The organism is Tepidiphilus sp. HLB4 (assembly GCF_054823945.1).
Genome location: NZ_JSYB01000047.1, coordinates 1 through 21,578 on the forward strand (window position 1 = coordinate 1; position 21,578 = coordinate 21,578).

24 protein-coding genes and 1 tRNA gene are annotated in these 21,578 nt (G+C 67.3%); 20 read left to right on the forward strand and 5 right to left on the reverse strand.

Features of this window, described 5'->3' with window-relative positions; genetic code table 11:
• On the forward strand, positions 1-1,069 hold a 1,069-nt coding region (locus tag OA56_RS08170), incomplete at its 5' end, for an ISNCY family transposase (RefSeq protein WP_461584560.1).
• Positions 1,070-1,222: 153 nt separating this feature from the next.
• On the opposite strand, the gene OA56_RS08175 is transcribed toward OA56_RS08170, so the two are convergent.
• Both OA56_RS08175 and OA56_RS08180 read right to left on the reverse strand, forming a co-directional pair.
• Positions 1,223-1,423 (reverse strand): DUF2905 domain-containing protein, encoded by a 201-nt coding sequence (locus OA56_RS08175; RefSeq protein ID WP_055424009.1) that lies wholly within the window; start codon positions 1,421-1,423, stop codon positions 1,223-1,225.
• A 26-nt stretch (positions 1,424-1,449) separates the two neighbouring features.
• Positions 1,450-1,540: transfer RNA gene (locus OA56_RS08180), tRNA-Ser, on the reverse strand.
• Positions 1,541-1,627: 87 nt separating this feature from the next.
• Between OA56_RS08180 and OA56_RS08185 the strand changes: the two genes are divergently transcribed.
• The 11 genes from OA56_RS08185 (at position 1,628) to OA56_RS08235 (ending at position 9,734) form a co-directional block, all read left to right on the forward strand.
• A complete protein-coding gene (locus tag OA56_RS08185) occupies positions 1,628-2,242 on the forward strand; it encodes a cob(I)yrinic acid a,c-diamide adenosyltransferase (RefSeq protein ID WP_072247968.1) in 615 nt (204 codons plus the stop codon).
• Between the two features lie 54 nt (positions 2,243-2,296).
• Complete coding sequence (locus OA56_RS08190) at positions 2,297-3,784, forward strand: flagellin N-terminal helical domain-containing protein (protein ID WP_461584563.1); 1,488 nt, start codon at positions 2,297-2,299, stop codon at positions 3,782-3,784.
• 75 nt (positions 3,785-3,859) lie between these two features.
• Positions 3,860-4,276: a flagellar protein FlaG gene (locus tag OA56_RS08195; protein ID WP_461584565.1), complete on the forward strand. Its 417-nt coding sequence runs from the start codon at positions 3,860-3,862 to the stop codon at positions 4,274-4,276.
• 10 nt (positions 4,277-4,286) lie between these two features.
• Positions 4,287-5,669 carry a flagellar filament capping protein FliD gene (gene fliD, locus OA56_RS08200; protein ID WP_461584567.1) on the forward strand — a complete coding sequence of 461 codons (1,383 nt, stop codon included), beginning with the start codon at positions 4,287-4,289 and terminating at the stop codon, positions 5,667-5,669.
• 17 nt (positions 5,670-5,686) lie between these two features.
• Positions 5,687-6,097: a flagellar export chaperone FliS gene (fliS, locus tag OA56_RS08205; protein ID WP_055424005.1), complete on the forward strand. Its 411-nt coding sequence runs from the start codon at positions 5,687-5,689 to the stop codon at positions 6,095-6,097.
• 4 nt (positions 6,098-6,101) lie between these two features.
• Positions 6,102-6,398 (forward strand): hypothetical protein, encoded by a 297-nt coding sequence (locus OA56_RS08210; protein WP_461584570.1) that lies wholly within the window; start codon positions 6,102-6,104, stop codon positions 6,396-6,398.
• Between the two features lie 110 nt (positions 6,399-6,508).
• A complete protein-coding gene (fliK, locus tag OA56_RS08215; protein WP_142804331.1) occupies positions 6,509-7,951 on the forward strand; it encodes a flagellar hook-length control protein FliK in 1,443 nt (480 codons plus the stop codon).
• Complete coding sequence (locus OA56_RS08220) at positions 7,935-8,276, forward strand: EscU/YscU/HrcU family type III secretion system export apparatus switch protein (RefSeq protein ID WP_142804330.1); 342 nt, start codon at positions 7,935-7,937, stop codon at positions 8,274-8,276. The genes fliK and OA56_RS08220 overlap by 17 nt, the downstream gene beginning before the upstream one ends.
• A 33-nt stretch (positions 8,277-8,309) precedes the next feature.
• Positions 8,310-9,086 (forward strand): flagellar brake protein, encoded by a 777-nt coding sequence (locus OA56_RS08225; RefSeq protein WP_461584573.1) that lies wholly within the window; start codon positions 8,310-8,312, stop codon positions 9,084-9,086.
• 34 nt (positions 9,087-9,120) lie between these two features.
• Positions 9,121-9,378: a type II toxin-antitoxin system RelE family toxin gene (locus OA56_RS08230; protein WP_142810936.1), complete on the forward strand. Its 258-nt coding sequence runs from the start codon at positions 9,121-9,123 to the stop codon at positions 9,376-9,378.
• Entirely contained in the window at positions 9,375-9,734 is a 360-nt protein-coding gene (locus OA56_RS08235; protein WP_461584575.1) for a helix-turn-helix domain-containing protein, read from the forward strand. The genes OA56_RS08230 and OA56_RS08235 overlap by 4 nt, the downstream gene beginning before the upstream one ends.
• 81 nt (positions 9,735-9,815) lie before the next feature.
• On the opposite strand, the gene fliE is transcribed toward OA56_RS08235, so the two are convergent.
• From fliE to OA56_RS08250, 3 genes are read right to left on the reverse strand one after another with little or no spacing between them, the layout of a single operon-like run.
• On the reverse strand, positions 9,816-10,142 hold the full coding sequence (gene fliE / locus OA56_RS08240) for a flagellar hook-basal body complex protein FliE (RefSeq protein WP_142810940.1): 327 nt from the start codon (positions 10,140-10,142) through the stop codon (positions 9,816-9,818).
• Positions 10,143-10,177: 35 nt separating this feature from the next.
• Complete coding sequence (locus OA56_RS08245) at positions 10,178-11,572, reverse strand: sigma-54-dependent transcriptional regulator (protein WP_461584578.1); 1,395 nt, start codon at positions 11,570-11,572, stop codon at positions 10,178-10,180.
• Entirely contained in the window at positions 11,569-12,696 is a 1,128-nt protein-coding gene (locus OA56_RS08250) for a sensor histidine kinase (protein ID WP_461584580.1), read from the reverse strand. Before OA56_RS08250 ends, OA56_RS08245 begins: the two co-directional genes overlap by 4 nt.
• A gap of 135 nt (positions 12,697-12,831) precedes the next feature.
• Here OA56_RS08250 and fliF point away from each other — a divergent pair, with 135 nt between their 5' ends.
• The 8 genes from fliF (at position 12,832) to fliM (ending at position 21,558) form a co-directional block, all read left to right on the forward strand.
• Positions 12,832-14,523, forward strand: coding sequence for a flagellar basal-body MS-ring/collar protein FliF (gene fliF, locus OA56_RS08255; protein ID WP_461584582.1), 1,692 nt, complete (start codon positions 12,832-12,834; stop codon positions 14,521-14,523).
• Between the two features lies 1 nt (position 14,524).
• Positions 14,525-15,523, forward strand: a complete 999-nt coding sequence (gene fliG, locus OA56_RS08260; protein WP_461584584.1) for a flagellar motor switch protein FliG — start codon at positions 14,525-14,527, stop codon at positions 15,521-15,523.
• A gap of 17 nt (positions 15,524-15,540) precedes the next feature.
• Positions 15,541-16,347, forward strand: coding sequence for a flagellar assembly protein FliH (locus OA56_RS08265; protein WP_461584586.1), 807 nt, complete (start codon positions 15,541-15,543; stop codon positions 16,345-16,347).
• Positions 16,344-17,744, forward strand: coding sequence for a flagellar protein export ATPase FliI (fliI, locus tag OA56_RS08270; RefSeq protein WP_082438436.1), 1,401 nt, complete (start codon positions 16,344-16,346; stop codon positions 17,742-17,744). The genes OA56_RS08265 and fliI overlap by 4 nt, the downstream gene beginning before the upstream one ends.
• Before the next feature lie 11 nt (positions 17,745-17,755).
• Positions 17,756-18,217 carry a flagellar export protein FliJ gene (fliJ, locus tag OA56_RS08275; RefSeq protein WP_055423994.1) on the forward strand — a complete coding sequence of 154 codons (462 nt, stop codon included), beginning with the start codon at positions 17,756-17,758 and terminating at the stop codon, positions 18,215-18,217.
• 60 nt (positions 18,218-18,277) lie between these two features.
• Positions 18,278-19,807 (forward strand): flagellar hook-length control protein FliK, encoded by a 1,530-nt coding sequence (locus OA56_RS08280; protein ID WP_461584589.1) that lies wholly within the window; start codon positions 18,278-18,280, stop codon positions 19,805-19,807.
• A gap of 95 nt (positions 19,808-19,902) precedes the next feature.
• On the forward strand, positions 19,903-20,493 hold the full coding sequence (locus OA56_RS08285) for a flagellar basal body-associated FliL family protein (RefSeq protein WP_461584591.1): 591 nt from the start codon (positions 19,903-19,905) through the stop codon (positions 20,491-20,493).
• 18 nt (positions 20,494-20,511) lie between these two features.
• The gene (gene fliM / locus OA56_RS08290; protein WP_461584593.1) at positions 20,512-21,558 is read left to right on the forward strand and encodes a flagellar motor switch protein FliM; all 1,047 of its coding nucleotides are present in this window, start codon (positions 20,512-20,514) and stop codon (positions 21,556-21,558) included.
• Positions 21,559-21,578: the final 20 nt, after the last annotated feature.

Here is a 21,578-nt window from a genome sequence, read left to right on the forward strand (position 1 = left end):
GGGGGTGTGTGAGCGGACATTTCGGCGCTACATTGCCCGCTACGAAGAGGAGGGGTTGGAGGGCCTGGTTGACCGGCGTCTGACGCAGGTCTCGCACCGCAAGGCGCCGGTCGATGAAGTGATGGCGCTGGTGGAGCGCTACCGTAGTCGGCATATGGGCTGGAACGTCAAGCACTTTCACGCCTGGTACCAGCGCGAGGGCGGCAAGCGCAGCTACACCTGGGTGAAGAACCGGTTACAGGAGGCCGGGGTGGTCGAGAAGGCCCCGGGCCGGGGCAAGCACCGCAAGCGGCGGGAGCGCGCCGCCTGGCCGGGGATGCTGTTGCATCAGGACGGCTCGCGGCACGAATGGGTGCCTGGGCAGTATTGGGATTTGATCGTCACCATGGATGATGCCACCAACGAGCACTACTCGATGTTCTTCGTCGAGGAGGAGGGGACGGCCTCCTCATTGCGCGGTGTCAAGGAAGTGATCGAGGCGCGGGGCCTGTTCTCTGCGCTCTACACCGATCGGGGCAGTCACTACTGGCATACGCCGCAGGCGGGCGGCAAGGTGGACAAGGTCCATCTCACCCAGTTCGGGCAGGCCATGGCGCGACTGGGCATCGAGATGATCCCGGCCTATTCTCCGGAGGCGCGAGGGCACTCGGAGCGGATGTTTCGCACGCATCAGGACCGGCTGCCCAAGGAGCTGGCAGCGGCCGGGATCACCGACATGGCGGCGGCCAATCGCTACTTGAAGGAAGTCTATCTGCCCGCGTTCAACGCCGAGTTCATGCAGCCGGCACAGGAGGAAGGATCGGCCTTCGTGGCCTGGATCGGGGATGAGCTCGACGACTTCCTGTGCGAGCAATACGAGCGGGTGGTGGGCAAGGACAATTGTGTCGCTTTCGAGGGGCTGAAGTTGCAAATCCCGCCGGATCGCTATCGCATGCACTACGTGAAGGTCAAGGTACGGGTGCATCGCTACCTGGACGGGCGGCTGGCGATCTTCCATGGCCCGAGAAGGCTCGCGCGCTACACGGCTGACGGTCAGCTGCAAACCCCCGAACTGCAGGTTGTCGCGTAGGTCCGCCGCGGCGCCTGCCGGGGAGGGAAGGCGCTCCGGGCTACGCCCTTCACGCCTTCCCTCCCCGGCTCGGAAAAGCGGACAGTTTATGTGCTACGAAACCGGACAGTTCTATTTGTTGACAACAGCTCGCGCCGGCCGAGCGCCTGGGCGCTACTTGCGCCACAGCCAGAAAAGCAGCGAGAGCAGCACCGAGACGAGGATGCTCGTGGTGAGGGGAAAGTAGAAGGTGAAGTTTTCGCGCTCGATGACGATGTCGCCGGGCAGGCGGCCGAAGGGAAAGCGCGACAGCCACGGCCAGAGCAGGGCCGCGAGCAGGAAGAGGATGCCGAGCAGGAAGAAGAATCGTTGCATCCCGGCCTCCCGGAGCGCGGGCAGACTGGCGGAGAGGGCGGGATTCGAACCCGCGTCAGGGTATTCCCCTGAACACGCTTTCCAGGCGTGCGATTTAAACCGCTCATCCACCTCTCCGGCAAGCGCGGTATTATACCCAGGTCCGGCACGAAATGCCAGGCCCCCCAGCCTGGCGGGCCGCTCTCTCGACGAAGGAGTCACCCCATGGGACACCGCCTCTCCAAGATCACCACCCGCACGGGCGACGACGGCACCACCGGCCTCGGGGACGGCTCGCGCGTGGCCAAGAGCAGCCGGCGCATCGAAGCGCTGGGCGAAGTGGACGAATTGAACGCCGTGCTCGGGCTGCTCGCGAGCGAAACCGCCGATGAAGACCTGCGCGCGGTGCTCGCCGAAATCCAGCACGCCCTGTTCGACCTGGGCGGGGAATTATGCCTGCCCGGCGCGGCCGTGCTCGGCGAGGCGCAGGTGGCGCGCCTCGAAGCGCTCGTCGAAGCCTACAACGCCGACCTCCCCCCGCTCAAGGAATTCATCCTGCCCGGCGGCTGCCGCGCGGCGGCGCTGGCGCACCTCGCCCGCACCGTCTGCCGCCGGGCCGAGCGCTCGGTGGTGGCGCTCGCCCAGGAAGAACCCCTGCACGCCGCCCCGCGGCGCTACCTCAACCGCCTCTCCGACCTCCTCTTCGTGCTCGCCCGCGTCTATAACCGCCGCGCCGGCGTACCCGACGAGCTGTGGCGGCGTGAGGGCAAAACGCCCAAGCCCCCGCGCGCGGGCGCCATGCCCCCCAACGGGAAAAATTCCTCAAGTCCCGCCGCATGATGCCGTAAACACTCCTACCAAACCCGGCAATCCACTCACGCAAGGAGAACCATCATGGCATCCGTCATCAACACCAACATCGCCTCGCTCAACGCGCAGAGGAACCTTCTGAAGAGCCAGAACGACATGCAGACCGCCATGCAGCGGCTCTCGTCGGGCCTGCGCATCAACTCGGCCAAGGACGACGCGGCGGGCCTGGCGATTTCCGACCGCATGACGGCGCAGATCAACGGCCTCAACCAAGCCACGCGCAACGCCAACGACGCCATGTCGATCGCCCAGGTGGCCGAAGGCGCACTGGGCGAAATCACCAACGCGCTGCAGCGCATCCGCGTGCTCGCGGTGCAGTCGGCCAACGATACCAACACTGCCACCGACCGCGCCTCGCTGCAGAAGGAGGTCAACCAGCTGCAGCAGGAAATCACGCGACTCGCCACCCAAACTTCGTTCAACGGCAAGAACCTGCTCGATGGCTCTTTCACCGGCCAGCAGTTCCAAGTAGGGGCTTACACCAACCAAACCATCGGTTTCTCCATCGGAGACTCTCGGGCCGCATCAATCGGCACCTACCAAATTTCGACCACCGGCTCCGCAGGGATCGAAGCCGCGGTTGCGGCCTCAGCCGGATATCCCACAGCGAACAACATGTCCGCTCAGGACATTACCATCCAAGGCCCGCGCGGCGAAGCCACGCTCTCCTCGGCAACCACCATCACCGCTGGCGTAACGGCCAAACAAATCGCTGATGCGGTCAATAGTCAAAGCGAGAAAACGGGCGTAACCGCCACCGCACGCACAACCGTAACGATGAGCTCCTTGGCTTCCGCAGGAACGGTCAGCTTTACTCTGCATGGAGCTAACGACAAAACCGCGCAGGTCACAGCCGACATCACCGACCCCAATGATTTGTCTGCACTGGCCAATGCGATCAACCAGACGACCGGCACCACCGGCGTATCCGCCTCCTTTGATAAAGAAACGGGCAAATTGACGCTGGTTCAGGCTGAAGGGTACGATATCGGGATCGAAGGGTTCAACAATAGCACCGGGGGCACGATCTCGGTCGCCGGAAGTGAGGGTAATGCGGTCAATTTGACGAGCGGAGGAGCTAATAGCACCCGCGTCGGTGGCGAAGTCACCTTCAATTCGTCCGGACCTTTCAGTGTCAGCGTCTCCGTGGCAGGAAAGTTGTTCGACGCAGCTGACACAGCCAATTACGGGGAGCTCAAATCGGTTGCGGACATCGACATCGGTACGCAGCAAGGCGCCAACGACGCGCTCAAGATCGTCGATGGGGCGCTGGCCTACGTCGATGACCTGCGCGCCGACCTCGGGGCGATCCAGAACCGCTTCAGCTCGGTGGTCTCGAGCAACTCGGTGACGAGCGAGAACGTGGCGGCCGCCCGGTCGCGGGTGCTGGATGCGGACTTCGCCGCCGAGACGGCGAACCTCTCGCGGGCGCAAATCCTGCAGCAGGCCGGCACCGCGATGCTCGCGCAGGCGAACGCCTCCACGCAGAACGTGCTCACGCTCCTGCGCTGATCGGGGCTTGACACGGGCGGCGCAGGGTCTAGCATGATCCTGACGCCGCCCGCTTTGCTTTGAAGGGGAAAGGTCATGAACGTCCCGATTTCTTCCGTGTCGCTACCGCAAGGCGCCGCGAGCACGGTAGTGACCGAGCCGCCGCGCGCACCGGCCCCGCCGAGCACGGCGGCCGATGCGGCAGGCGCGGCGCAGACGGCACAGAGCGGCGCGCCGTCGGCCGCAGGCAGCGCCACCACAGCCGCAACGTCTTCCGCGCCGGTCGATCGCGACACGCTGCAAGGCGCCGTCGACCGCGTGCAGAAAGCGGTGGAGACGCTCTCCAGCGCCGGCATCCAGTTCTCCATCGATCCTGATTTCAACCGGATGGTGGTGCAGGTGGTGGATACCTCCACCAAGGAAGTGATCCGGCAGATTCCGCCCAAGGAGATGCTGGAGATCGCCCAGGCGCTCGACAAGCTCCAGGGTCTGCTCGTGCATCAGAAAGCCTGAGGAGACAGCCATGGCCACGATCACTTCCAGCGGCATCGGTTCGGGGCTGGACATCAACGGCATCGTCGAGCAGCTGATGTCGATCGAGCGCCGGCCGATCGCCGCGCTCGAGCAGCGCAAGAGCACGGTACAGACGCAGGTCTCGGCCTTCGGTCAGGTGAAGTCGGCGCTGGCCACGCTGCAAGCGGTGGTGAAACGGCTCGACGATCCCAGCGTGCGCTTCGCCGCCACGGCGTCGGTGGGCGACGGGGCCGGATTCACCGCCACCGCGAGCGCCGGCGCCGCCACGGGCACCCACGAGATCGGCGTGCAACGGCTCGCCCAGGCGCAGCGCGTGGCCACCAGCGCTACGCAGACTTTCGACCCGAGCGCTGGCGGAACGCTCACCATCGGCGCTGGCGGCCAGAGCGTGCAGATCGATTTTGCCGCCGGCGGAACGCTCGAAGACCTGCGCACCGCCATCAACGACCAGGCCGGCTCCTTGGTGCGCGCCTCCATCGTCGACAACGGCGAGGCGAGGCAACTCGTGCTCACGGGCGCGCAGACCGGCGCGAGCCAGGCGTTCTCGCTCACGGGCACCGGGGGGCTCGAGGCGCTCACCTTCGACCCGAACGCTGCGGATCCGCCCACCGATCCGAGCAGTGGCCTCTATCTGGTGCAGGCGGCGCAGGACGCGCAGGTCACCTTCGACGGGCTCACCGTGACCCGTCCCTCGAACACGATCGAGGACCTCATCCCAGGCGTGACGATCGAGCTGCGCTCCGTGACCGACGAGCAGACGGCCCGGCTCACGGTGGAGCGCGACGATGCGGCGCTGAAGGAGGCGATGCAGTCCTTCGTCGAGGCCTACAACGCGGTGAACAACACCCTCTACACCCTTTCCTACTACGATCCGGAAACGAGAACGGCCGGGCCGTTGTCCGGCGACGCTTCGGTGCGCATGATCCAGAGCCAGCTGCGCAATTCCCTCAATTCGCTCACGGGTAGCGGGCCTTTGCGCAATTTCACCGATCTGGGGCTGAGCTTCGACGACAAAGGCACTTTGAGCCTGGATGAAGCCAAGTTCGCGCAGGCCCTGCAGAACGCGCCCGAGGCGGTGAACCAGATGCTGGTGGGCACGGATGCGCAGCCGGGGCTGGCGCGACGGCTCGCTCCGGTGCTCGAGGCCAACCTGCAAACGGGCGGGATGCTCGATGCGCGCGTGCAGGGGCTGACCGCCAGCGTGACGATGATCGATCGGCAGAGGGAGCGGCTCGAGTCTCAGCTCGGACGCATCGAGCAGAACTATCTACGGCAGTTCAACGCGATGGATGCGATCGTGGGACAGTACGCAAGCCTTGGCGGCTACCTGCAACAGCAGTTCGACGCCCTGCTGGCGAGTACGAAGAATTGATGCCGAGGAGAGAAGGCATGTTCAACCGGATGCGAGGCGCCAACGCCTATTCGCAAGTCAGCCTGGAGACCGCCGTGCAAAGCGCCGATCCGCACCAGCTCATCCTGATGCTCTACGACGGTGCGCTGATGGCGCTCGCGCAGGCCGTGGTCGCCATGGAGCAAAAAGACATCCCCAAGCGCGCTCAGTCCATCAGCCGGGCCATCGCCATCATCCATGACGGGCTGCACGCCTCGCTGGACGTGGAGAGCGGCGGCGAGCTGGGCGAGCGCCTCGCCGCCCTGTACGACTACATGGTGGAGCGCCTGACGCAGGCGAACGCCACCAACAACGCCGCGGCGGTGCAGGAGGTGAGCGGGCTGCTGCGCACCCTACGTGAGGCCTGGGCCGAGATGCCGCGCCAGCAGGCCGCGGCCACGGCGGGGTGAACCGATGACGACGCTTGCCGAAGAGGCGCCGTGGGCGGAGCTCGCGCGCGGCTGCGCGGCGCTCGCCGCCGCCGCCGAAGCGAACGACTGGGATCGCGCGGCGGCGCTGATGAGTGCGCTCGACGCCCTGACGACGGCTGACCGCGCCTGGTGCGCGACGCACGACCCGGCCTTGCCCGAGCGGCGGGCGGCGATCGTGGCGGCGCGCGCGTCGCTGGAGGCGGCCGGCGCACACTTGCTGCCGGCGCATGCGAGCCTGAAGAAACTGCTGCGCGCCTGGGGTGCGCTGCCGCCGACGTGAGCGCGCCGCTCCAGGGAGACGCTGAAGAAATGAGCGAGCACCGCGCAACGCAGCGATTCGCCCGCGCAGCCAATCATTCAGCGTTTCCCTAGGCGCCCGGAGGTGATGAGATGATCCCGCCAGACCTCGCTGCGCGGATACGCATGATGGTCGAGGCGGAGCTGCTACGCCCCGAGGCGCAGGTCGGCGGGGTGGAGCGCATCCGCCCCCTTCCGGAGCGCCTGCCGGAGGTGCTCCCGGGGCAGGTACTGCGCGCCACCATCCAGCGGCCGCTGCCCGAGGGCACCTACCAGGCGGTGGTAGCAGGGCGTGAAATGACGCTCGCGCTCGACCAGCCGGTGAAGAGCGGCGATACCCTGGAGCTGGTGGTCGAGCGGCAGGTAGGCGGCACCATTTACGCCCGCCGTCAGGAAGGGCAGGAAGGAGCGGATCGGAGCATAGCGGGCGCCTCGGCGCGCACCCAGCTCTCCTCGGCCGGCGAGCTTCTGCGGCAAGTGCTGACACAGCCCGCCCCGCAGCGCCTGCCCCTGCCTGCCGGCACGGAACGGGCCGCGCCACTGCTGCCCGCCCCGCCCCAATCGCCCGCGGAAGTACAGCGCCTGGCCACGGCGCTGCAAGACAGCGTGCAGCGCTCGGGGCTCTTCTACGAATCCCATCTGGCACGGTGGGTCCGGGGACAGTATCCGCTCGAATCCCTGCGCGCCGAGCCGCACAACCTCGTGGCGCGGGCAACACCGGCGGCTCCGAGCGCAGAAGCGCCGCCGTCGGGCTCCGCGCCTGCCGCTGCCGGTGCTGTTCCTCCTGCTTCCGGTGCCGCACCTGCCGCTGGTACCGCCTCCCTTGCGGCTGCCTCCGCCGCGCTTGGCGTTGCCGGCGAAGAGGTTTCGTCGGCCGAGCGTGCCGCGTTGGTAGCGGCCGCCGCGCCCTCCCCTTTACTGACCTGGCTCATGCGCAACGCCCCTGGCGCTGCCGGGCCGGGGAACGCCGAGCGGCTGCTCGCGGCCTTTCTCTCCGGGCAGATCCCTGCGTCCGGCGCCGAGGAGGCTGCGGCGCGCCCCGCCGTCGCGCCCGAGCGCGGCGCGCCCCCGGCCGGCGCAACGGCAGCGACCACGGCAAGCGAAGGCGCACAGGGCGCCCCTCCTGCGAGCGCCAGCGCCATTCCCGAACGGCTGGTGCCGATCGTGCAACATCAGCTCGACGCCCTGGCCACCCAGCAGCTGAACGTGCAGTTCGCCCCTTGGCCGGGTTTGCTCGTGCAGTGGCGCATCGAGGCGGAGGGAGAGCAGGACGGAAGGGCCGAAGGGGAGAAAGGCGAGGCGCCGGTGTGGCGCTCCACGCTGCGGCTGACCCTGCCCCGCCTGGGCGAGGTGACGGCGCAGCTGCAGTGGCAGCATGGAACGCTCGAATTGCGTCTCACGGCCAGCCAGGAAGCGGCTTTGACGCGGATGCGCGCCGCGGCGCCCATGCTGGCCTCGGCTTTGGAGGCGGACGGCATTCGCGTCACGAAGATCGAGGTCGCGGCGCAGGAGGGGATGGATGCAACCGAAGAATGAACGAGCGGAAACCGCGACGGGCGAGCGCCTCGCCGCGGTGGCGTTACGCTACGAGTCGGGCGAGCCTGCACCCCGGGTGGTCGCCAAGGGGCAGGGGCTGATCGCCGAGCAGATCCTCGAGCGCGCGCGCGAGGCGGGCGTGTATGTACACGAGTCGCCTGAGCTGCTCTCGTTGCTGATGAAGCTCGATCTGGACGAGCGCATTCCGCCCCAGCTCTACGTAGCGGTGGCGGAACTGCTCGCCTGGGTCTATCGACTGGAGCAGGAGGGCGGTGGCGGCAATCCCCTGCCTCCACGCGCTCCGCCGCCGGAAAGTATGCTATAACATGACCAGCCTGCCAACGATCTTGCTCCCTTCATGTCTTCCGCCCCCTTGCGCATCGAGCTCTACGATCCCGAGCGCCACCCCGATCTCCTCTTGCGCTCTCCTCGCGAGATCGCGTTTTTGCTGCGAAGCCTGGCGGAGCGTCGGGTTCAGCTGGGCATCTTTGCCGAGCGGCGTCATCTCTTCACGTCCGTGCTCCTGGATGTCACCGAGGAGCATCTCGTCCTCGACCCTTGTGGCGACGAGCAACTCAACCGCCTGGCAACGCAATGGGGCGTGATCTGCCAGGGCAAGCTCGAAGGGGTGACGGTGCAGTTTGCCTGCGCGCGGCTGGTGCGTGTCGAACATCAGGGCGTGATGGGCCTCGGCGCGCCTTTGCCCTCAACGGTGCTGCGCTTGCAGCGCCGGGAGTTCTTCCGCCTGCCGCCGCCCGTGCCTACGTGGTGGTGCGAGCTGCCATGGTCGGATCCGGCTTTTGCGCCCTTGCAGGCGGAGGAGCCCAAGCTGAAGCTGCGCGTCCTGGATTTGAGCGTGGGGGGCGTCGCCCTGCTCTTTCCGCCCGAGGTCCCCGCGCCCGCGCACGGCCACCAATTCGCCGGCGCCCGCCTCATACTGCCGCCCATGGATTGGCTAGAAACGGCCATGGAGGTGCGCAGCATCCTGCCGCTCGATACCCCCGGGCCGGCAAGGGTCGTTCCCACACGGGTGGGCTTTCGTTTCATCGGCATGCCCACGGCAGCGGCGAACCGCCTCTACCGCTTCCTCTTCGAATTGCAGCGGGAACAGCTGGCCGCACGACGCGGCACGTGACGTGATTCGTGTTTATTCTCATGGGCTCTAGACGATGTACACGCTGCGCTTCGCCAAATCCGCCGAGAAAGTCATCGCCCGGATGCCGCAAGGCGTGGCGCGCCGCATGATCGACGAACTCAAGGCCATTGCCGCCGATCCAACGATGTACCGTGGTGACTGGAAGCCCTTGTCCGGCTCACCCTTTTGGCGTTTACGCGTAGGCGACTGGAGGGCCATCTGCGACTTGCGTAATGCCGAACTCGTTTTGCTGGTGGTCAAAGTCGCACCACGAGGAGACGCATACAAATGAGCGTGCAAATCATTGAACTGGATGGAAAACCGGCTTTCGCCGTGGTGCCGGTGGCACAATGGAAGGCACTTTTGGAACGGCTGGAAGACCTGCAAGACGCTGTGGATGCCAGGGCTGCGGCAAACGAGGAGACGTTGCCTCTCGACTTCATCGAACGGCGGCTCGCTGGAGAATCGCCGTTCAAGCTATGGCGAGAGCATCGCGGGCTCACTCTAGAGGCGCTCGCCGACAGAGCGGGTTGCACGCCCCAGATGCTATCGATGATCGAGCGTGGTGAAACCAAACCTTCCGCCGATCTGTTGGCACGGCTTGCGAGCGCGCTCGGTTGCGACATGGACAGTCTCCAGTGCGACTGAGCGTTCGCAAGGGGAGCGCGTAACGCAGCAATCAGGCGGTGCAACCGAGTGGTTTACGCGCGCGATTGCGAGTCACACCGGTCACACCGGCATGTTCATGATGTCTTGGTAGGCGCTCACCAGGCGGTTGCGCACCTGCACCATCTGGTTGAAGGCGAGTGAAGCCTTTTCCAGGTCGATCATGACGTTTTGCAGGTCGACGTTGGGGTCGCCCGCGCTGAAGCGATCAGCTTGCTCGCGCGCCTGGCTCTGCGCCTGGCTCACGTCTTTGAGGGCGGAATCGAGCACGGAGGCGAAATCGACCTGCCCGGCTGCTTGCGGCGCTTCGGCGGCGGCTGGCTTGCCCTGGGCGAGCGCCTGGGCGCGCTGCATTTCGGCGAGCAGCTGGTTGATGCCGTTGGTGTCCATGCCATGCCTCCTGTTCTGCGGCGGCTGCGTTCATTCTAGCACTGTTCGTCGCCCGGGATCGCGTAGCCTTCGGCGCGGTAGCGCTGCAGTTTGTAGCGCAGCGTGCGCTCGGAGATGCCGAGCCGTTCCACCGCGCGCTTGCGCGATCCGCCCACTTCGCGCAGCACGCGCAGGATGTGCTCGCGCTCGCGCTCGCGCACCGTCTGGGCACCGCCCTCCTCTTCGTGCGCCACGGAAGCGGAGTTCGGCGCCGCGACTGCCGCTGCCCTCGGTTCTTGCGCTGCTCTGGCCTGCGAGCCCGCCCGGGCAGGCAGACAGGCGGTGAGCGCCGCAGCGTCGATCGCGTTGCCGGGAGCGAGGATGAGGGCGCGCTGCAAGGTGTTCTCCAGTTCGCGGACGTTGCCGGGCCAATCGTATTGAAGCAAGATTCGTGCCGCCTCGTCGGTGAGCGTGGCGCCGTTCTTGCCGAAACGCGCGCCGTGCACGGCGAGAAAGCGCTGCGCGAGCGGCAGGATGTCGCCGGGGCGTTCGCGCAGCGGCGAAATGCGCAAGGGGAAGACGGCGAGGCGGTAGTAGAGGTCCTGGCGAAAGCGCCCGGCGGCGACTTCCGCGGGCAGGTCGCGGTTGGTGGTGGCGAGGATGCGCACGTCGAGGGGAATCGGTTTGCGGCCGCCGAGGCGCTCGACTTCCTTTTCCTGCAGCACGCGCAGGAGCTTGGCCTGCAGCGCGAGCGGCATCTCGGAGATTTCGTCGAGCAGCAGCGTGCCGTGCTGCGCCTGCTCGAACTTGCCGGGCTGGGCGGTGCTCGCGCCGGTGAAGGCGCCTTTCTCGTGGCCGAAGAGGGTGGCTTCGAGCAGGTGCTCGGGGATGGCGGCGCAGTTGATGGCCACGAACGGCCCGTCGTGCCGCGGGGAGTGGCGGTGAATGAATCGGGCATAGACTTCCTTGCCTACGCCCGATTCGCCTTCGAGGAGCACCGTGGCGTCGGTCTGGGCCACGCGTTCGGCCAGTTGCAGCAGCTGGCGGCTGGCGGGGTCGGCGGCGACGAGTTCGTCGTCGCCTCCCGGCTGGGCGTACTTGCGCACGAGGGAGAGCAGCGCCGCCGGCTCGAAGGGCTTGAGGAGGAATTCGCAGGCGCCGCCGCGCATGGCGGCCACGGCGCTGGCGACGTCGCCATAGGCGGTCATGAGGGCGACCGGCAGCTGCGGCAGGCGCCGGCGCACCGCTTCGAGCACTTCGAGCCCATTCATGGGGGACATTTTGAGGTCGGTGAGCACCATGGCCACCGGCTCGCGCTCGAGGGCGGCGAGCGCCTCGGGGCCGGAACCGACGGCGATCGGCCGGTAGCCGCCCACTTCCAGGGTGAGCGCGACGGCGTCGCGCAGGTTCGCGTCGTCCTCGACGATGAGGATCGGCAGCGGTTCGCTCATGCGTCTGGCTCCATTGGCGGTGGGGAAAGCGGCAACGAGAGCACGAAGCGGCTGCCCTCGCCGGGGCGGGAGTAGGCTTCGATGTCGCCGCCGTGCGCGCGGGCCACGCCGCGGGCGATCGCCAGCCCCAGGCCCGTGCCTTCGCTGCGGGTGGTGAAGAACGGCTCGAAGATGCGCTCGAGCTTGTCGGCGGGGATGCCGGGGCCGTCGTCGCTCACGCCAAGACGCGCGCGCGCTCCTTCACGTTCCCCTTCGAGGCGTACCGTGCCGCCTTCGGGGATGGCCTGCAGGGCGTTTTCCAGCAGATTGGTGAGGGCGCCGGCGAGCGCCTTGGCGTCCCCCTGGACCCAGGCGCCGGCGAGCGGTTCGAGCCGCCCTTCGAGCCGGGCGCGTTTGGCCGCGGCGAGCGGTTCGAGTGCGTGCAGCGCGTCGCGGGCGAGCGTCTCCAGCGCCACCGGACCGCGCGCCCCGCCTTCGCCGCGGGCAAAGAGCAGCATGTCGCCGATGAGCCGTTCGAGGTGACGCAGCCGCTCCTGCGCCCGCTCGGCGAGCTGGGCGCGGCGCTCGGGCGGCAGTTCGCCGGCGGCGAGGTTGCCGACGTAGAGCATGGCGGCGGCAAGGGGCGTGCGCAGCTGGTGCGCGAGCGCCGCCACCATCTCGCCCATGGCGGCGAGCCGCAGGTTGCGCTCCATCGCCTGGCGCAGGCGGTGCGCCTCGGTGAGGTCGTGCAGCAGCAGCAGCCGCCCGCCGTGGGCGGCGAGATCGGCCCAGGAAAGATTGAGCCGGCGGGCCGTGCCCCCGGGCAAGGGTAACTCCACTTCCTGCGGCGTGTCGGTGGGCTGGAGCGTGGCGGCGAGTTCCGCCCACGCGCGCCCTTCGAGCTCGCGGCCGGGCCACAGCGCTCTGGCCGCCCGGTTCGCCTGCACGACGCGGTCCTGTCCGTCGAGCACCAGCACGCCGGCCGGCAGCGCCTGCAGCAGCACTTCGAGGCGCTCGGAGAGCATCTGGGCGCGCGCCTGTAGCGCCTCATAGGAGCGCGTGAGCGCGTCGGAGGCGCGGGCGAACTGTTCGAAGGCGCGCGCGAGCTGTTCGGGCGTGAGCGAGGCGGCGGAATCGGCGGTCATGGTTTTCCTACTATACGACAAAGCGGCGGCGGCAGGAATTGCCGGCGATTTTTGCCGTTATTTCCACGACGGCTTGCCGCCCGAGGCGCGATAATGCAGCCTGAGACCGTTGCCCTCGCGGCAGGAGACGACATCATGGCCGAGGCCGACACGACGCTGACCGCCCAAGCACCCGCGGCAACCCGCCTGCCGCCGGCGCTGGCGAACCTGCTCGAGCGCGTCAAGGCGCTTTCCCTGCAGCAGAAACTTGCCGCCGGCGCGGCGCTCGCGCTGGCGATCGCCCTCATCGTGGGGCTATTGCTGTGGTCCAAGCCCGCCGACTACGCCGTGCTCTTCTCCAATCTGGACGAGCGCGACGGCGGGGCGATCGTCACCACGCTGCAGCAGATGAACGTGCCGTATCGTTTTTCCGACAACGGCAGCGCCATCCTGGTGCCCTCTTCCCAGGTGCACGACCTGCGCCTGCGACTGGCGGCGCAGGGGCTGCCGCGCGGCGGCAACGTCGGTTTCGAGCTGATGGACAACCAGAAACTGGGCATCACCCAGTTCGCCGAGCAGATCAACTACCAGCGCGCGGTGGAAGGGGAGCTCGCGCGCACGATCCAAAACATTGGCGCGGTGTCGGCCGCGCGCGTGCATCTGGCCATTCCCAAGAAGACGGGTTTTCTGCGCGACAAGGAAAAGCCCTCGGCTTCCGTGATGGTCACGCTGCGGCCGGGGCGGGTGCTGGATGAAGCGCAGATTGCCGGCATCGTACACCTGGTGAGCTCGAGCGTGCCAGAGCTCACGCCCGATCGCGTCACCGTGGTCGACCAGTCGGGCAACCTCCTCACCCGCTCGCCGAACCAGAACAAGGGCGATCTTGATGCCAAGCAGTTGGCTTTCATCCAGGAGATGGAAGCGTCCTACGTTCGACGCGTCAAATCCATCCTCGAACCCATCGTCGGGGCGGGCAACTTCAAGGCGCAGGTGGCCGTGGACGTCGATTTCAACCAGACGGAACTCACGAGCGAATCCTACCGTCCCAATCCGGCGCCGGAACAGGCGATCCGCAGCCAGCACATCGAAGAGCGCTACGGCGGCGAGCAGGTGCCGCAGGGCGTGCCGGGCGCGCTCACCAACCAGCCGCCGGTGCCGGCCACCGCGCCCATCACCACGCCGGAAGTCGGACAGGGCGCTGCCGCCACCGCTGCCGGAGGCAAGCGCGAGCGCACCGCGACCATCAACTATGAGCTCGATCGCACGATCCAGCACACGAAAAAAGCGCTCGGCGAGGTGCGCCGCCTCACCGTGGCCGTGGTCATCAACCAGAAGACCGAGACCACGCGCGAAGGCGTCAAGACCATCCCTTCGGACGAAGAGCTCGCCCAGCTGGAGAAATTGGTGCAGAATGCAGTGGGGCTCAACCCGACGCGCGGCGACAGCATCACCGTCTCCGGGGCGCTCTTCGCCGGCAAGGTGGAAGAAATTCCTCCGCCCTGGTGGAAACGCCTGTGGAGCGATCCGGTCATGGTCGAGATCGTGCGCGAGGTGCTGCGCTACCTGCTGCTGGCCGTGGCCTTGGTGATCGTCTATTTCGGCGTGATCCGGCCGCTGGTGCGCACGGTCGCCACCAAGGCCGAAACGCCGGCGCCCGGCGCTCCCACCGCGGTGCCGCCGGCCGGCGCGGAGGAAGAAGAGGAAGGCGCGATCGTGCAGCTGGGCACGGTCAGGCCCGGCGATCCGTTCGAGCGCAAGGTGGCCGAGCTGCGGCGCATCGCCCAGAACAATCCCAAGCTGCTCGCCAACATGATCAAAGAGTGGCTCGGTACCGCGGAGAGACGCTGAGATGAGTGAAGATGCCGTCGAACGCGCCGCCTTGCTGCTGCTCACCCTGGGGCCGGCCGAGGCCGCCGAGGTGCTCAAGAACCTCGGTCCCAAGGAAGTGCAGAAACTGGGCACCGTCATGGCCGCGCTGCCGGCCAAACCGCGCGAGGAAGTAGAACCGGTGCTGGACGAGGCCATCGAATACGTGCAGCGCGGCGCTCCGATCGAACCCGATCCGGAGCAGATCCGCGAGATGCTCACCCAGGCGCTTGGCGACGACAAGGCAAGCCACATCATCGCCCGCATCATGCAGGGCTCGGACACCGCCGCGATCGAGAGCCTGAAGTGGCTCGATCCGGCCACCGCCGCCGATCTCATCAAGAACGAGCACCCGCAGATCATCGCCACCATCCTGGTGCACCTGGAATTCGACCAGGCGGCGGAGATCCTCAAGCACTTCCCGGAGCGGCTGCGCAACGAGGTGATCCTGCGCATCGCCACCCTCGAAGGCGTGCAGCCGCTGGCGCTCAAGGAGCTCAACGAGGCGCTGGGCAACCTGCTCGCCAATGCCGCCACGACCACCAAGAGCAAGGCGATGGGCGGGGTGCGGCACGTGGCCGAGATCCTCAACTTCGCCGGCGCACAGCTCGAGAACGAGGTCATCGAGGCGGTGCGCGAATACGATCCCGACCTGGCGCAGAAGATTCTCGACGAGATGTTCGTCTTCGAGAACCTCATCGACATGGACGATCGCAGCCTGCAGACGGTGCTGCGCGAGGTGCAGAACGACCAGCTGGTCATCGCCCTCAAGGGAGCCTCCCAGCAGCTGCGCGAGAAAGTCTTCAAGAACATGTCCCAGCGCGCCGCCGAGATGCTGCGCGAGGATCTGGAAGCGAAAGGGCCGGTGCGCGTCTCCGAAGTGGAGGCGGCGCAGAAGGAGATTCTCAAGATCGTGCGCCGTCTGGCCGAAGAAGGGCAGATCGTCCTGCCCGGCAAGGGCGGCGAAGAGGGGTTCGTGTGAGCCGGAGCGCGCGCTGAATGCCGATCGACCGCCATCAGGCCACCGGCCTCTACCGTCCCTGGCAGCCGCCTTCCTTCGACGAGGCGGAAAACCGGCGCGATCGACCATCGGTCGGCGCAGAAGCGACGCGCCAAGGGGTGCAGCTGCCCACGGTCGAGGAACTCGAGACCCTCTACGAACAAAGCCGCCGCGAAGGGTTCGCCGCCGGCCATGAGGAAGGGTTTGCCGCCGGCCGCGCCGAAGGGCTTGCCCAGGGGCAGGAAGAAGGTCGGCGCCAGGGCCATCAGGAGGGCTACGCCAAGGGCGAGGCCGAAGGGCGAACCCAAGGGGAAGCCCGGGCTCGGGCGCAGTACGAAGCGCAATGGCAGCAGCGCCTGGCGCTGGCCGCCTCCCTGATCGAAGGGCTGGAACATCTGGCGGAACGCACGCGCGAGACGCTCGCCGAGGAGATCGCCGCACTGGCCGTGGAAATCGCGCGACGCGTGCTGCAGGACGAGCTGCGCACCTCCCCCGAGCGCATCGTCTCCCTCGTGCGCCGCCTGCTCGAAGAAGACGGGGCGCCGCATCTCACGATCCGCCTCCACCCCGAAGATCTCCCTTTGGTCCGCGAAGCGCTCGAAGCGGAACTTGCCAAAGGCGGGCACCGGCTCGTTGCCGATGCCGCGATCGGGCGCGGCGGCTGCCTCGTCGAATCGGATTCCCACGTCGTCGATGCCACCGTGCCCACCCGCTGGCGCCGCCTCGTCGCCCGCCTCTGGCCCGAGAGCGCCAACTGGGAAGAAGAAACCGACGTGCCGGATGATGGCGGGGAAGGTACCCCATGAGTGAGGCCGAAACGCTCGTCCTCGACCCTTTGCGCCGGCGCCTGCGCACCTGGCGCGAGGCGCTGCGCCGCACGCCGGTGCTCACCCCGGCCGGGCGGCTGGTGCGCATCAACGGGCTGGTGATGGAGGCCATGGGCCTCAAGCTGCCGCTGGGCGCGAGCTGCCGCATCGAAACGCCCACCGGCGGCACCGTGGAAGCGGAAGTGGTGGGTTTTCAGGGGGACAAGCTCTTTCTCATGCCCACCGAGGAGGTCTATGGCCTCGCGCCCGGGGCGCGGGTCCTGCCGCCCGAACCGCCGCCCATTGCGCTGCACGCCGACGAGGTCCCCGAAGCCCCTTCGCCCGACCGTGCCAAGCACCTCCCCGCAGGCGAAGCGTTGCTGGGGCGCGTGGTCGATGCGGCGGGCCGTCCGCTCGATGGCAAGGGGCCGCTTGCCGGCGCCGCGTTGCGTCCGCTCTTCGCCCCGCCGATCAATCCGCTCGCGCGCACGCCCATCGACACGCCGCTCGACGTCGGCATCCGCGCGATCAATGCGCTGCTCACCGTCGGCCGCGGTCAGCGGCTGGGGCTTTTCGCCGGCTCGGGGGTAGGGAAATCGGTGCTCATCGGCATGATGGCGCGCTTCACCGTGGCCGAGGTGATCGTCGTGGGGCTCATCGGCGAGCGCGGCCGGGAAGTGAAGGAATTCATCGAACAGAACCTCGGCCCCGAGGGCTTGGCGCGGGCCGTGGTGGTGGCCGCGCCGGCCGACGTGAGCCCCCTGCTGCGGCTACAAGGGGCGGCTTACGCCACGGCGATCGCCGAGCAGTTTCGCGACGAGGGGCGCCACGTGCTCCTCATCATGGACTCCCTCACCCGCTACGCCATGGCCCAGCGCGAGATCGCGCTCGCCGTGGGCGAGCCGCCGGTGACCAAGGGTTATCCTCCCTCGGTGTTCGCCCGGCTACCCGCGCTCGTCGAACGGACCGGCAACGGCGCCGACGATCAGGGATCGATCACCGCCTTCTACACCGTGCTCACGGAAGGCGACGACCAGCAGGACCCGATCGCCGACGCCGCCCGCGCCATCCTCGACGGCCACTTCGTGCTCTCGCGCGCGCTCGCCGACAGCGGTCACTACCCCGCCATCGACATCGAACAATCCATCTCGCGCGTGATGCCGCAAGTGGTGAGCGAAGAGCACCTCGCACTCGCACGCCGCTTCAAGAAACTCTGGTCGCGCTACCAGCGCGCACGCGATCTCATCGCCGTGGGGGCCTACCAGCCCGGCGCCGACCCGGAACTCGACGAAGCGGTACGGCGCCAGCCGGCGATGGCCGCTTTCCTGCAGCAGGGCATGAACGAATCCGTGCCCTTTGCCGAGGCGCTCGACGGGCTGCGCCGCGTGCTCTCCTGAGCTTCGAGATCATGGCCGAGAACCGTTTTCGCCTGTTGAAAGAGCTGGTCCAGCGCGAGGAGGACGAGGCGGCCGAACGCATGGGCGCCTGCAGCCGACGCCAGCGCGAAGCGCAGGAAAAGCTCGCCCTGCTCGAACGTTTCCGCGACGAATACGAAGAAAGGCTGCGCCAGGCCCTGCGCGATGACGCCTCGCCCGAGCTGATCCTCAACCATCGCCGCTTCCTCGCCCGCCTCGACGACGCCCTGATCCTGCAGCGCGAGGAGCTTGCGCGCTGTGCGCAACGGCTGGAAGAGGCGCACCGCGCCTGGCAGGCCGTGCGCACGCGGCGACGCGCCTTCGAGGTGCTGGAAGCGCGCGCCGACGCCGAAGCGCTCGCCCAAGCCCAGCGACTGGCGCAGAAGATGCTGGACGAACATGCGTCCCAGAAACACCTCCGTCGCGCCCGTGAAGAAGGGGCTGACGAGCGCTGACCCTCAATCTGGCATCTTTATTGCTGTCTGCAAGGTGACCATTCCTTTCGCGAGGCCGTCATGAACCTGCAAACCGCCGTCTCTGCCCGCCTCGACCCGGTTTTAGGGGTGAACCCCCCGGGCAGCATACCGAGCTCCTCCGCCGCGGGCTCCTCCGACACCTTCGCCCGGCTCCTCGAGCGGCGTGTCCATGAGTCGCAAGGAACTTCATCCTCCGCCCCTGCGGCAGCGCCGGCTCCCGCCGAGACGGCGCAAACCGCGCCGGCCGAGGCGAGCGGGACGGCAAAATCCCCGCAGTCGTCCCAAGACGACGATCCTGCACCGACGCCCCCCGCGAAGGCCGAGACAGCGAAGGAGAAAGCCTCTCCTTCTGCCACGTCGGACAAGTCCGATTCCAAGAAAGAGAAGTCGGCGGAAGAACCTGGAACGGCGGCAGAAGTTGCCGCGCCTGCCGACGCGGCAGCGGCAGCCCTTGCCGCAGCCGCCATGCCGACGGCAGCGAGCGCGGGGCATTCCGAGGCGCTTCCCTCCGCGGACGGTGACGGAAAGCCCCTCTCTGCAGCGCGCGCTCCCGTCGTTTCCACTCTTGCCGCCACGAACGGCAGCGCCCAGCAGCAGACGAGCTCTACGGCCACGGATGCCGCCGCATTCCCCCCTTCCTCGGGCGCCGCCCCCGACGCGAATTTGGCACTGCCCAGCACCTCTTCGCCGACACCACCGAACGACGACGCTGCGGCCGCACCGACGGCTAGCGATAGCAACGCCGTGCCGGGCTCGCCTCTGGCGCTGCTGCGCGCGGCGCTCGAGAAACTATCCAACGCGCCCAAGGAAGGCGCCCAGACTCCTGAAGTAGGTCAAAGCGGCGAAGCCGCGTCCGCCGAATCCCCCGCCGAGGCCGGCGCCACCCTAAAAAATTCCCCCAGCGGGAAACATGACCCATCTCTGTTTCTCGATGCGGCCGCATCCGCCGCTCCCAGCGAAAAATCGCCAGCCGATGCCCTCAAACCCGAGAAAACGCTGACCAGTGAAACGCCGTCCTCCGTCCGCGCGGAACATGCCGATTCGACGCAAACCCCCTCCCCGACCGTACGCAGCGACGGATTCACGCCCAATCCTCACCTTTCGTCCCGAGCCGATGCTTCGGCGCCGACCGTACTCACTGTCCATACCCCGCCCGCGGACACGGATCGCTGGGCGAGCGAAACCACGCAACGCCTCGTCTGGGTGGCCGGCCGCGGCGAGACCAAGGCCGAATTGCAGCTCACCCCGCCCTCGCTGGGCAAGCTCGAAGTGACCTTGCAGCTCAACCACGACCAGCTCACCGCCCATTTCGTCGCCGCCAGCCAGGCCGCGCGCGACGCCCTCGAACACGCCCTGCCGCAACTGCGCGAACAGCTCGCCCAATCCGGTCTGTCGCTGGGCCAGACGAGCGTGAGTACGGGAGGGGAAGGCTCGAACGCGCAATCGCAGGAAGATCCCGCATCTGGCCGCCCACTGCCCGGCACGACGCCACGCGCGGGGGCCAATCCCGCTCCTCTTTCCTTGCAGGGCACGCGCGGCGGCTCCAGCCTGATCGATCACTACGCCTGAACGGGAATTGCGCCGGGGAAGGGGCGCTTTTCCGCCTTCGGTGGGGGATAATGTTTCGCTATCCTGTCTCTTGACGAGGGCAAGCGAGAAAACCCATGGCCAAACCGGAAGAAAAACCCGCCACCGAAGCCTCAGCCGAGCCGACTGCAGGCATGAGCAAGAAGGCCAAGCTGCTCATCCTCGTGCTCGTCGTCCTTCTCGCTCTTTCCTTGGCGGCAGCAGGCGCCCTTACGCTGCTCCTCATCAAGCAGCGCGCGGCCGCATCGAGTGAAAACGACACCGCACATGCGGCCGCCACCGCCCAACCCGGCAACCCACCCCCCGTCGTGGTCACCCCCGGGGTCCCGCCGGTCTTCGTCACCCTCGATCCCTTCGTCGTCAACCTCGCGCCCGGCGAAGGCGAACGCTACCTGCAGACCATCATCGTCCTGCGGCTGGCCGATGCGAAGTTCGACCCCGTCCTCAAGCAATATCTCCCGGAAGTGCAGCATCGCATCAACCTGTTGCTATCGAGCAAACTCCCTTCGGAGCTCGTCACCCCGCAAGGGCGCGAGCAGCTCGCGCGCGAGCTCACCGACGAGATCAACCGCGTGCTCGGCTATCCCCCTCCGCCTCCCGGCCAGCAAGCGCTGGGGCCGACCGGCCCGGTGCAAGCCGTGCTCTTCCGCTCCTTCATCATCCAGTAACCGTGACGGACGCATACCATGGTCGGCGGCGGCGAGTTCCTCACCCAGAAAGAAGTCGATGAACTTCTGAGGGATGTCACCGGGGAGAGCGAAGAACCGGAGACTGCTCCGCAGGAAGAAGGCGGCATCCGCCCCTACAACCTCGCCACGCAGGAGCGCATCGTACGCGGGCGCATGCCCACGCTCGAGCTCATCAACGAGCGTTTCGCCCGCAACCTGCGCATCGGACTCTTCAACTACATCCGGCGCAACGTCGAAGTGGCCGTGGGCGCGCTGCACGTGCAGAAATACGCCGAGTTCCTGCGCAACCTCGTCATCCCCTCCAACCTCAATCTGGTGCAGCTGAAGCCCTTCCGCGGCACGGGGTTGATCGTGATGGAGCCCAACCTCATCTTCCTCGTGGTCGACCTCCTCTTCGGCGGCGACGGGCGCTTTCGCACCCGCATCGAAGGGCGCGACTTCAGCCCCACCGAGCAGCGCATCATCCTGGGACTGCTCAACGTGATCTTCGAGGAGTACCAGAAATCCTGGGCGCCGGTCTATAAGATCGAGCTCAACTACGTGCGCTCGGAGATGAACCCGCAGTTTGCCAACATCGCCACGCCCTCCGAGATCGTCGTCACTTCCCAGTTCGCCCTGGATTTCGGCATCGGCCAGGCGAACCTGCTGCTGTGCTGGCCCTACTCCATGCTCGAACCGGTACGCGATCTCCTCTACTCGACCATGCAGAGCGACCAGATGACGCAGGACACGCGCTGGACGCGCAACCTCGGCCGGCGTCTGATGGAAGCGGAAGTCGAACTGCGCGCCGAGCTGGGCTACGCCGACATGACCTTGGGCGATCTGGTCGAGCTGCGCGTGGGCGACGTCATCCCGCTCGACATTCCCGAGCTCACCACCCTCTTCTGCGAGAACATCCCGGTGTTGCGTGGCCGCTACGGCACACGCGAAGGGCATTACGCGCTCGAGGTCGACCACTTCGTCGCCGAAGAAGAACCGGAAGAGGAAGAAGCCTCCGCCCCGCCACCGACCCTGACGGGAACGGCTTCCTCAACCCCCTCCTGATCCCCGTGCGAGGATTCTCC

What these genes read in the sequence shown, in the direction of transcription:
- OA56_RS08175 (WP_055424009.1), bottom strand. Translation starts at nt 1,423, where the DNA reads ATGCAACGATTCTTCTTCCTGCTCGGCATCCTCTTCCTGCTCGCGGCC.
- OA56_RS08185 (WP_072247968.1), top strand. Translation starts at nt 1,628, where the DNA reads ATGGGACACCGCCTCTCCAAGATCACCACCCGCACGGGCGACGACGGC.
- OA56_RS08190 (WP_461584563.1), top strand. Translation starts at nt 2,297, where the DNA reads ATGGCATCCGTCATCAACACCAACATCGCCTCGCTCAACGCGCAGAGG.
- OA56_RS08195 (WP_461584565.1), top strand. Translation starts at nt 3,860, where the DNA reads ATGAACGTCCCGATTTCTTCCGTGTCGCTACCGCAAGGCGCCGCGAGC.
- fliD (WP_461584567.1), top strand. Translation starts at nt 4,287, where the DNA reads ATGGCCACGATCACTTCCAGCGGCATCGGTTCGGGGCTGGACATCAAC.
- fliS (WP_055424005.1), top strand. Translation starts at nt 5,687, where the DNA reads ATGTTCAACCGGATGCGAGGCGCCAACGCCTATTCGCAAGTCAGCCTG.
- OA56_RS08210 (WP_461584570.1), top strand. Translation starts at nt 6,102, where the DNA reads ATGACGACGCTTGCCGAAGAGGCGCCGTGGGCGGAGCTCGCGCGCGGC.
- fliK (WP_142804331.1), top strand. Translation starts at nt 6,509, where the DNA reads ATGATCCCGCCAGACCTCGCTGCGCGGATACGCATGATGGTCGAGGCG.
- OA56_RS08220 (WP_142804330.1), top strand. Translation starts at nt 7,935, where the DNA reads ATGCAACCGAAGAATGAACGAGCGGAAACCGCGACGGGCGAGCGCCTC.
- OA56_RS08225 (WP_461584573.1), top strand. Translation starts at nt 8,310, where the DNA reads ATGTCTTCCGCCCCCTTGCGCATCGAGCTCTACGATCCCGAGCGCCAC.
- OA56_RS08230 (WP_142810936.1), top strand. Translation starts at nt 9,121, where the DNA reads ATGTACACGCTGCGCTTCGCCAAATCCGCCGAGAAAGTCATCGCCCGG.
- OA56_RS08235 (WP_461584575.1), top strand. Translation starts at nt 9,375, where the DNA reads ATGAGCGTGCAAATCATTGAACTGGATGGAAAACCGGCTTTCGCCGTG.
- fliE (WP_142810940.1), bottom strand. Translation starts at nt 10,142, where the DNA reads ATGGACACCAACGGCATCAACCAGCTGCTCGCCGAAATGCAGCGCGCC.
- OA56_RS08245 (WP_461584578.1), bottom strand. Translation starts at nt 11,572, where the DNA reads ATGAGCGAACCGCTGCCGATCCTCATCGTCGAGGACGACGCGAACCTG.
- OA56_RS08250 (WP_461584580.1), bottom strand. Translation starts at nt 12,696, where the DNA reads ATGACCGCCGATTCCGCCGCCTCGCTCACGCCCGAACAGCTCGCGCGC.
- fliF (WP_461584582.1), top strand. Translation starts at nt 12,832, where the DNA reads ATGGCCGAGGCCGACACGACGCTGACCGCCCAAGCACCCGCGGCAACC.
- fliG (WP_461584584.1), top strand. Translation starts at nt 14,525, where the DNA reads ATGAGTGAAGATGCCGTCGAACGCGCCGCCTTGCTGCTGCTCACCCTG.
- OA56_RS08265 (WP_461584586.1), top strand. Translation starts at nt 15,541, where the DNA reads ATGCCGATCGACCGCCATCAGGCCACCGGCCTCTACCGTCCCTGGCAG.
- fliI (WP_082438436.1), top strand. Translation starts at nt 16,344, where the DNA reads ATGAGTGAGGCCGAAACGCTCGTCCTCGACCCTTTGCGCCGGCGCCTG.
- fliJ (WP_055423994.1), top strand. Translation starts at nt 17,756, where the DNA reads ATGGCCGAGAACCGTTTTCGCCTGTTGAAAGAGCTGGTCCAGCGCGAG.
- OA56_RS08280 (WP_461584589.1), top strand. Translation starts at nt 18,278, where the DNA reads ATGAACCTGCAAACCGCCGTCTCTGCCCGCCTCGACCCGGTTTTAGGG.
- OA56_RS08285 (WP_461584591.1), top strand. Translation starts at nt 19,903, where the DNA reads ATGGCCAAACCGGAAGAAAAACCCGCCACCGAAGCCTCAGCCGAGCCG.
- fliM (WP_461584593.1), top strand. Translation starts at nt 20,512, where the DNA reads ATGGTCGGCGGCGGCGAGTTCCTCACCCAGAAAGAAGTCGATGAACTT.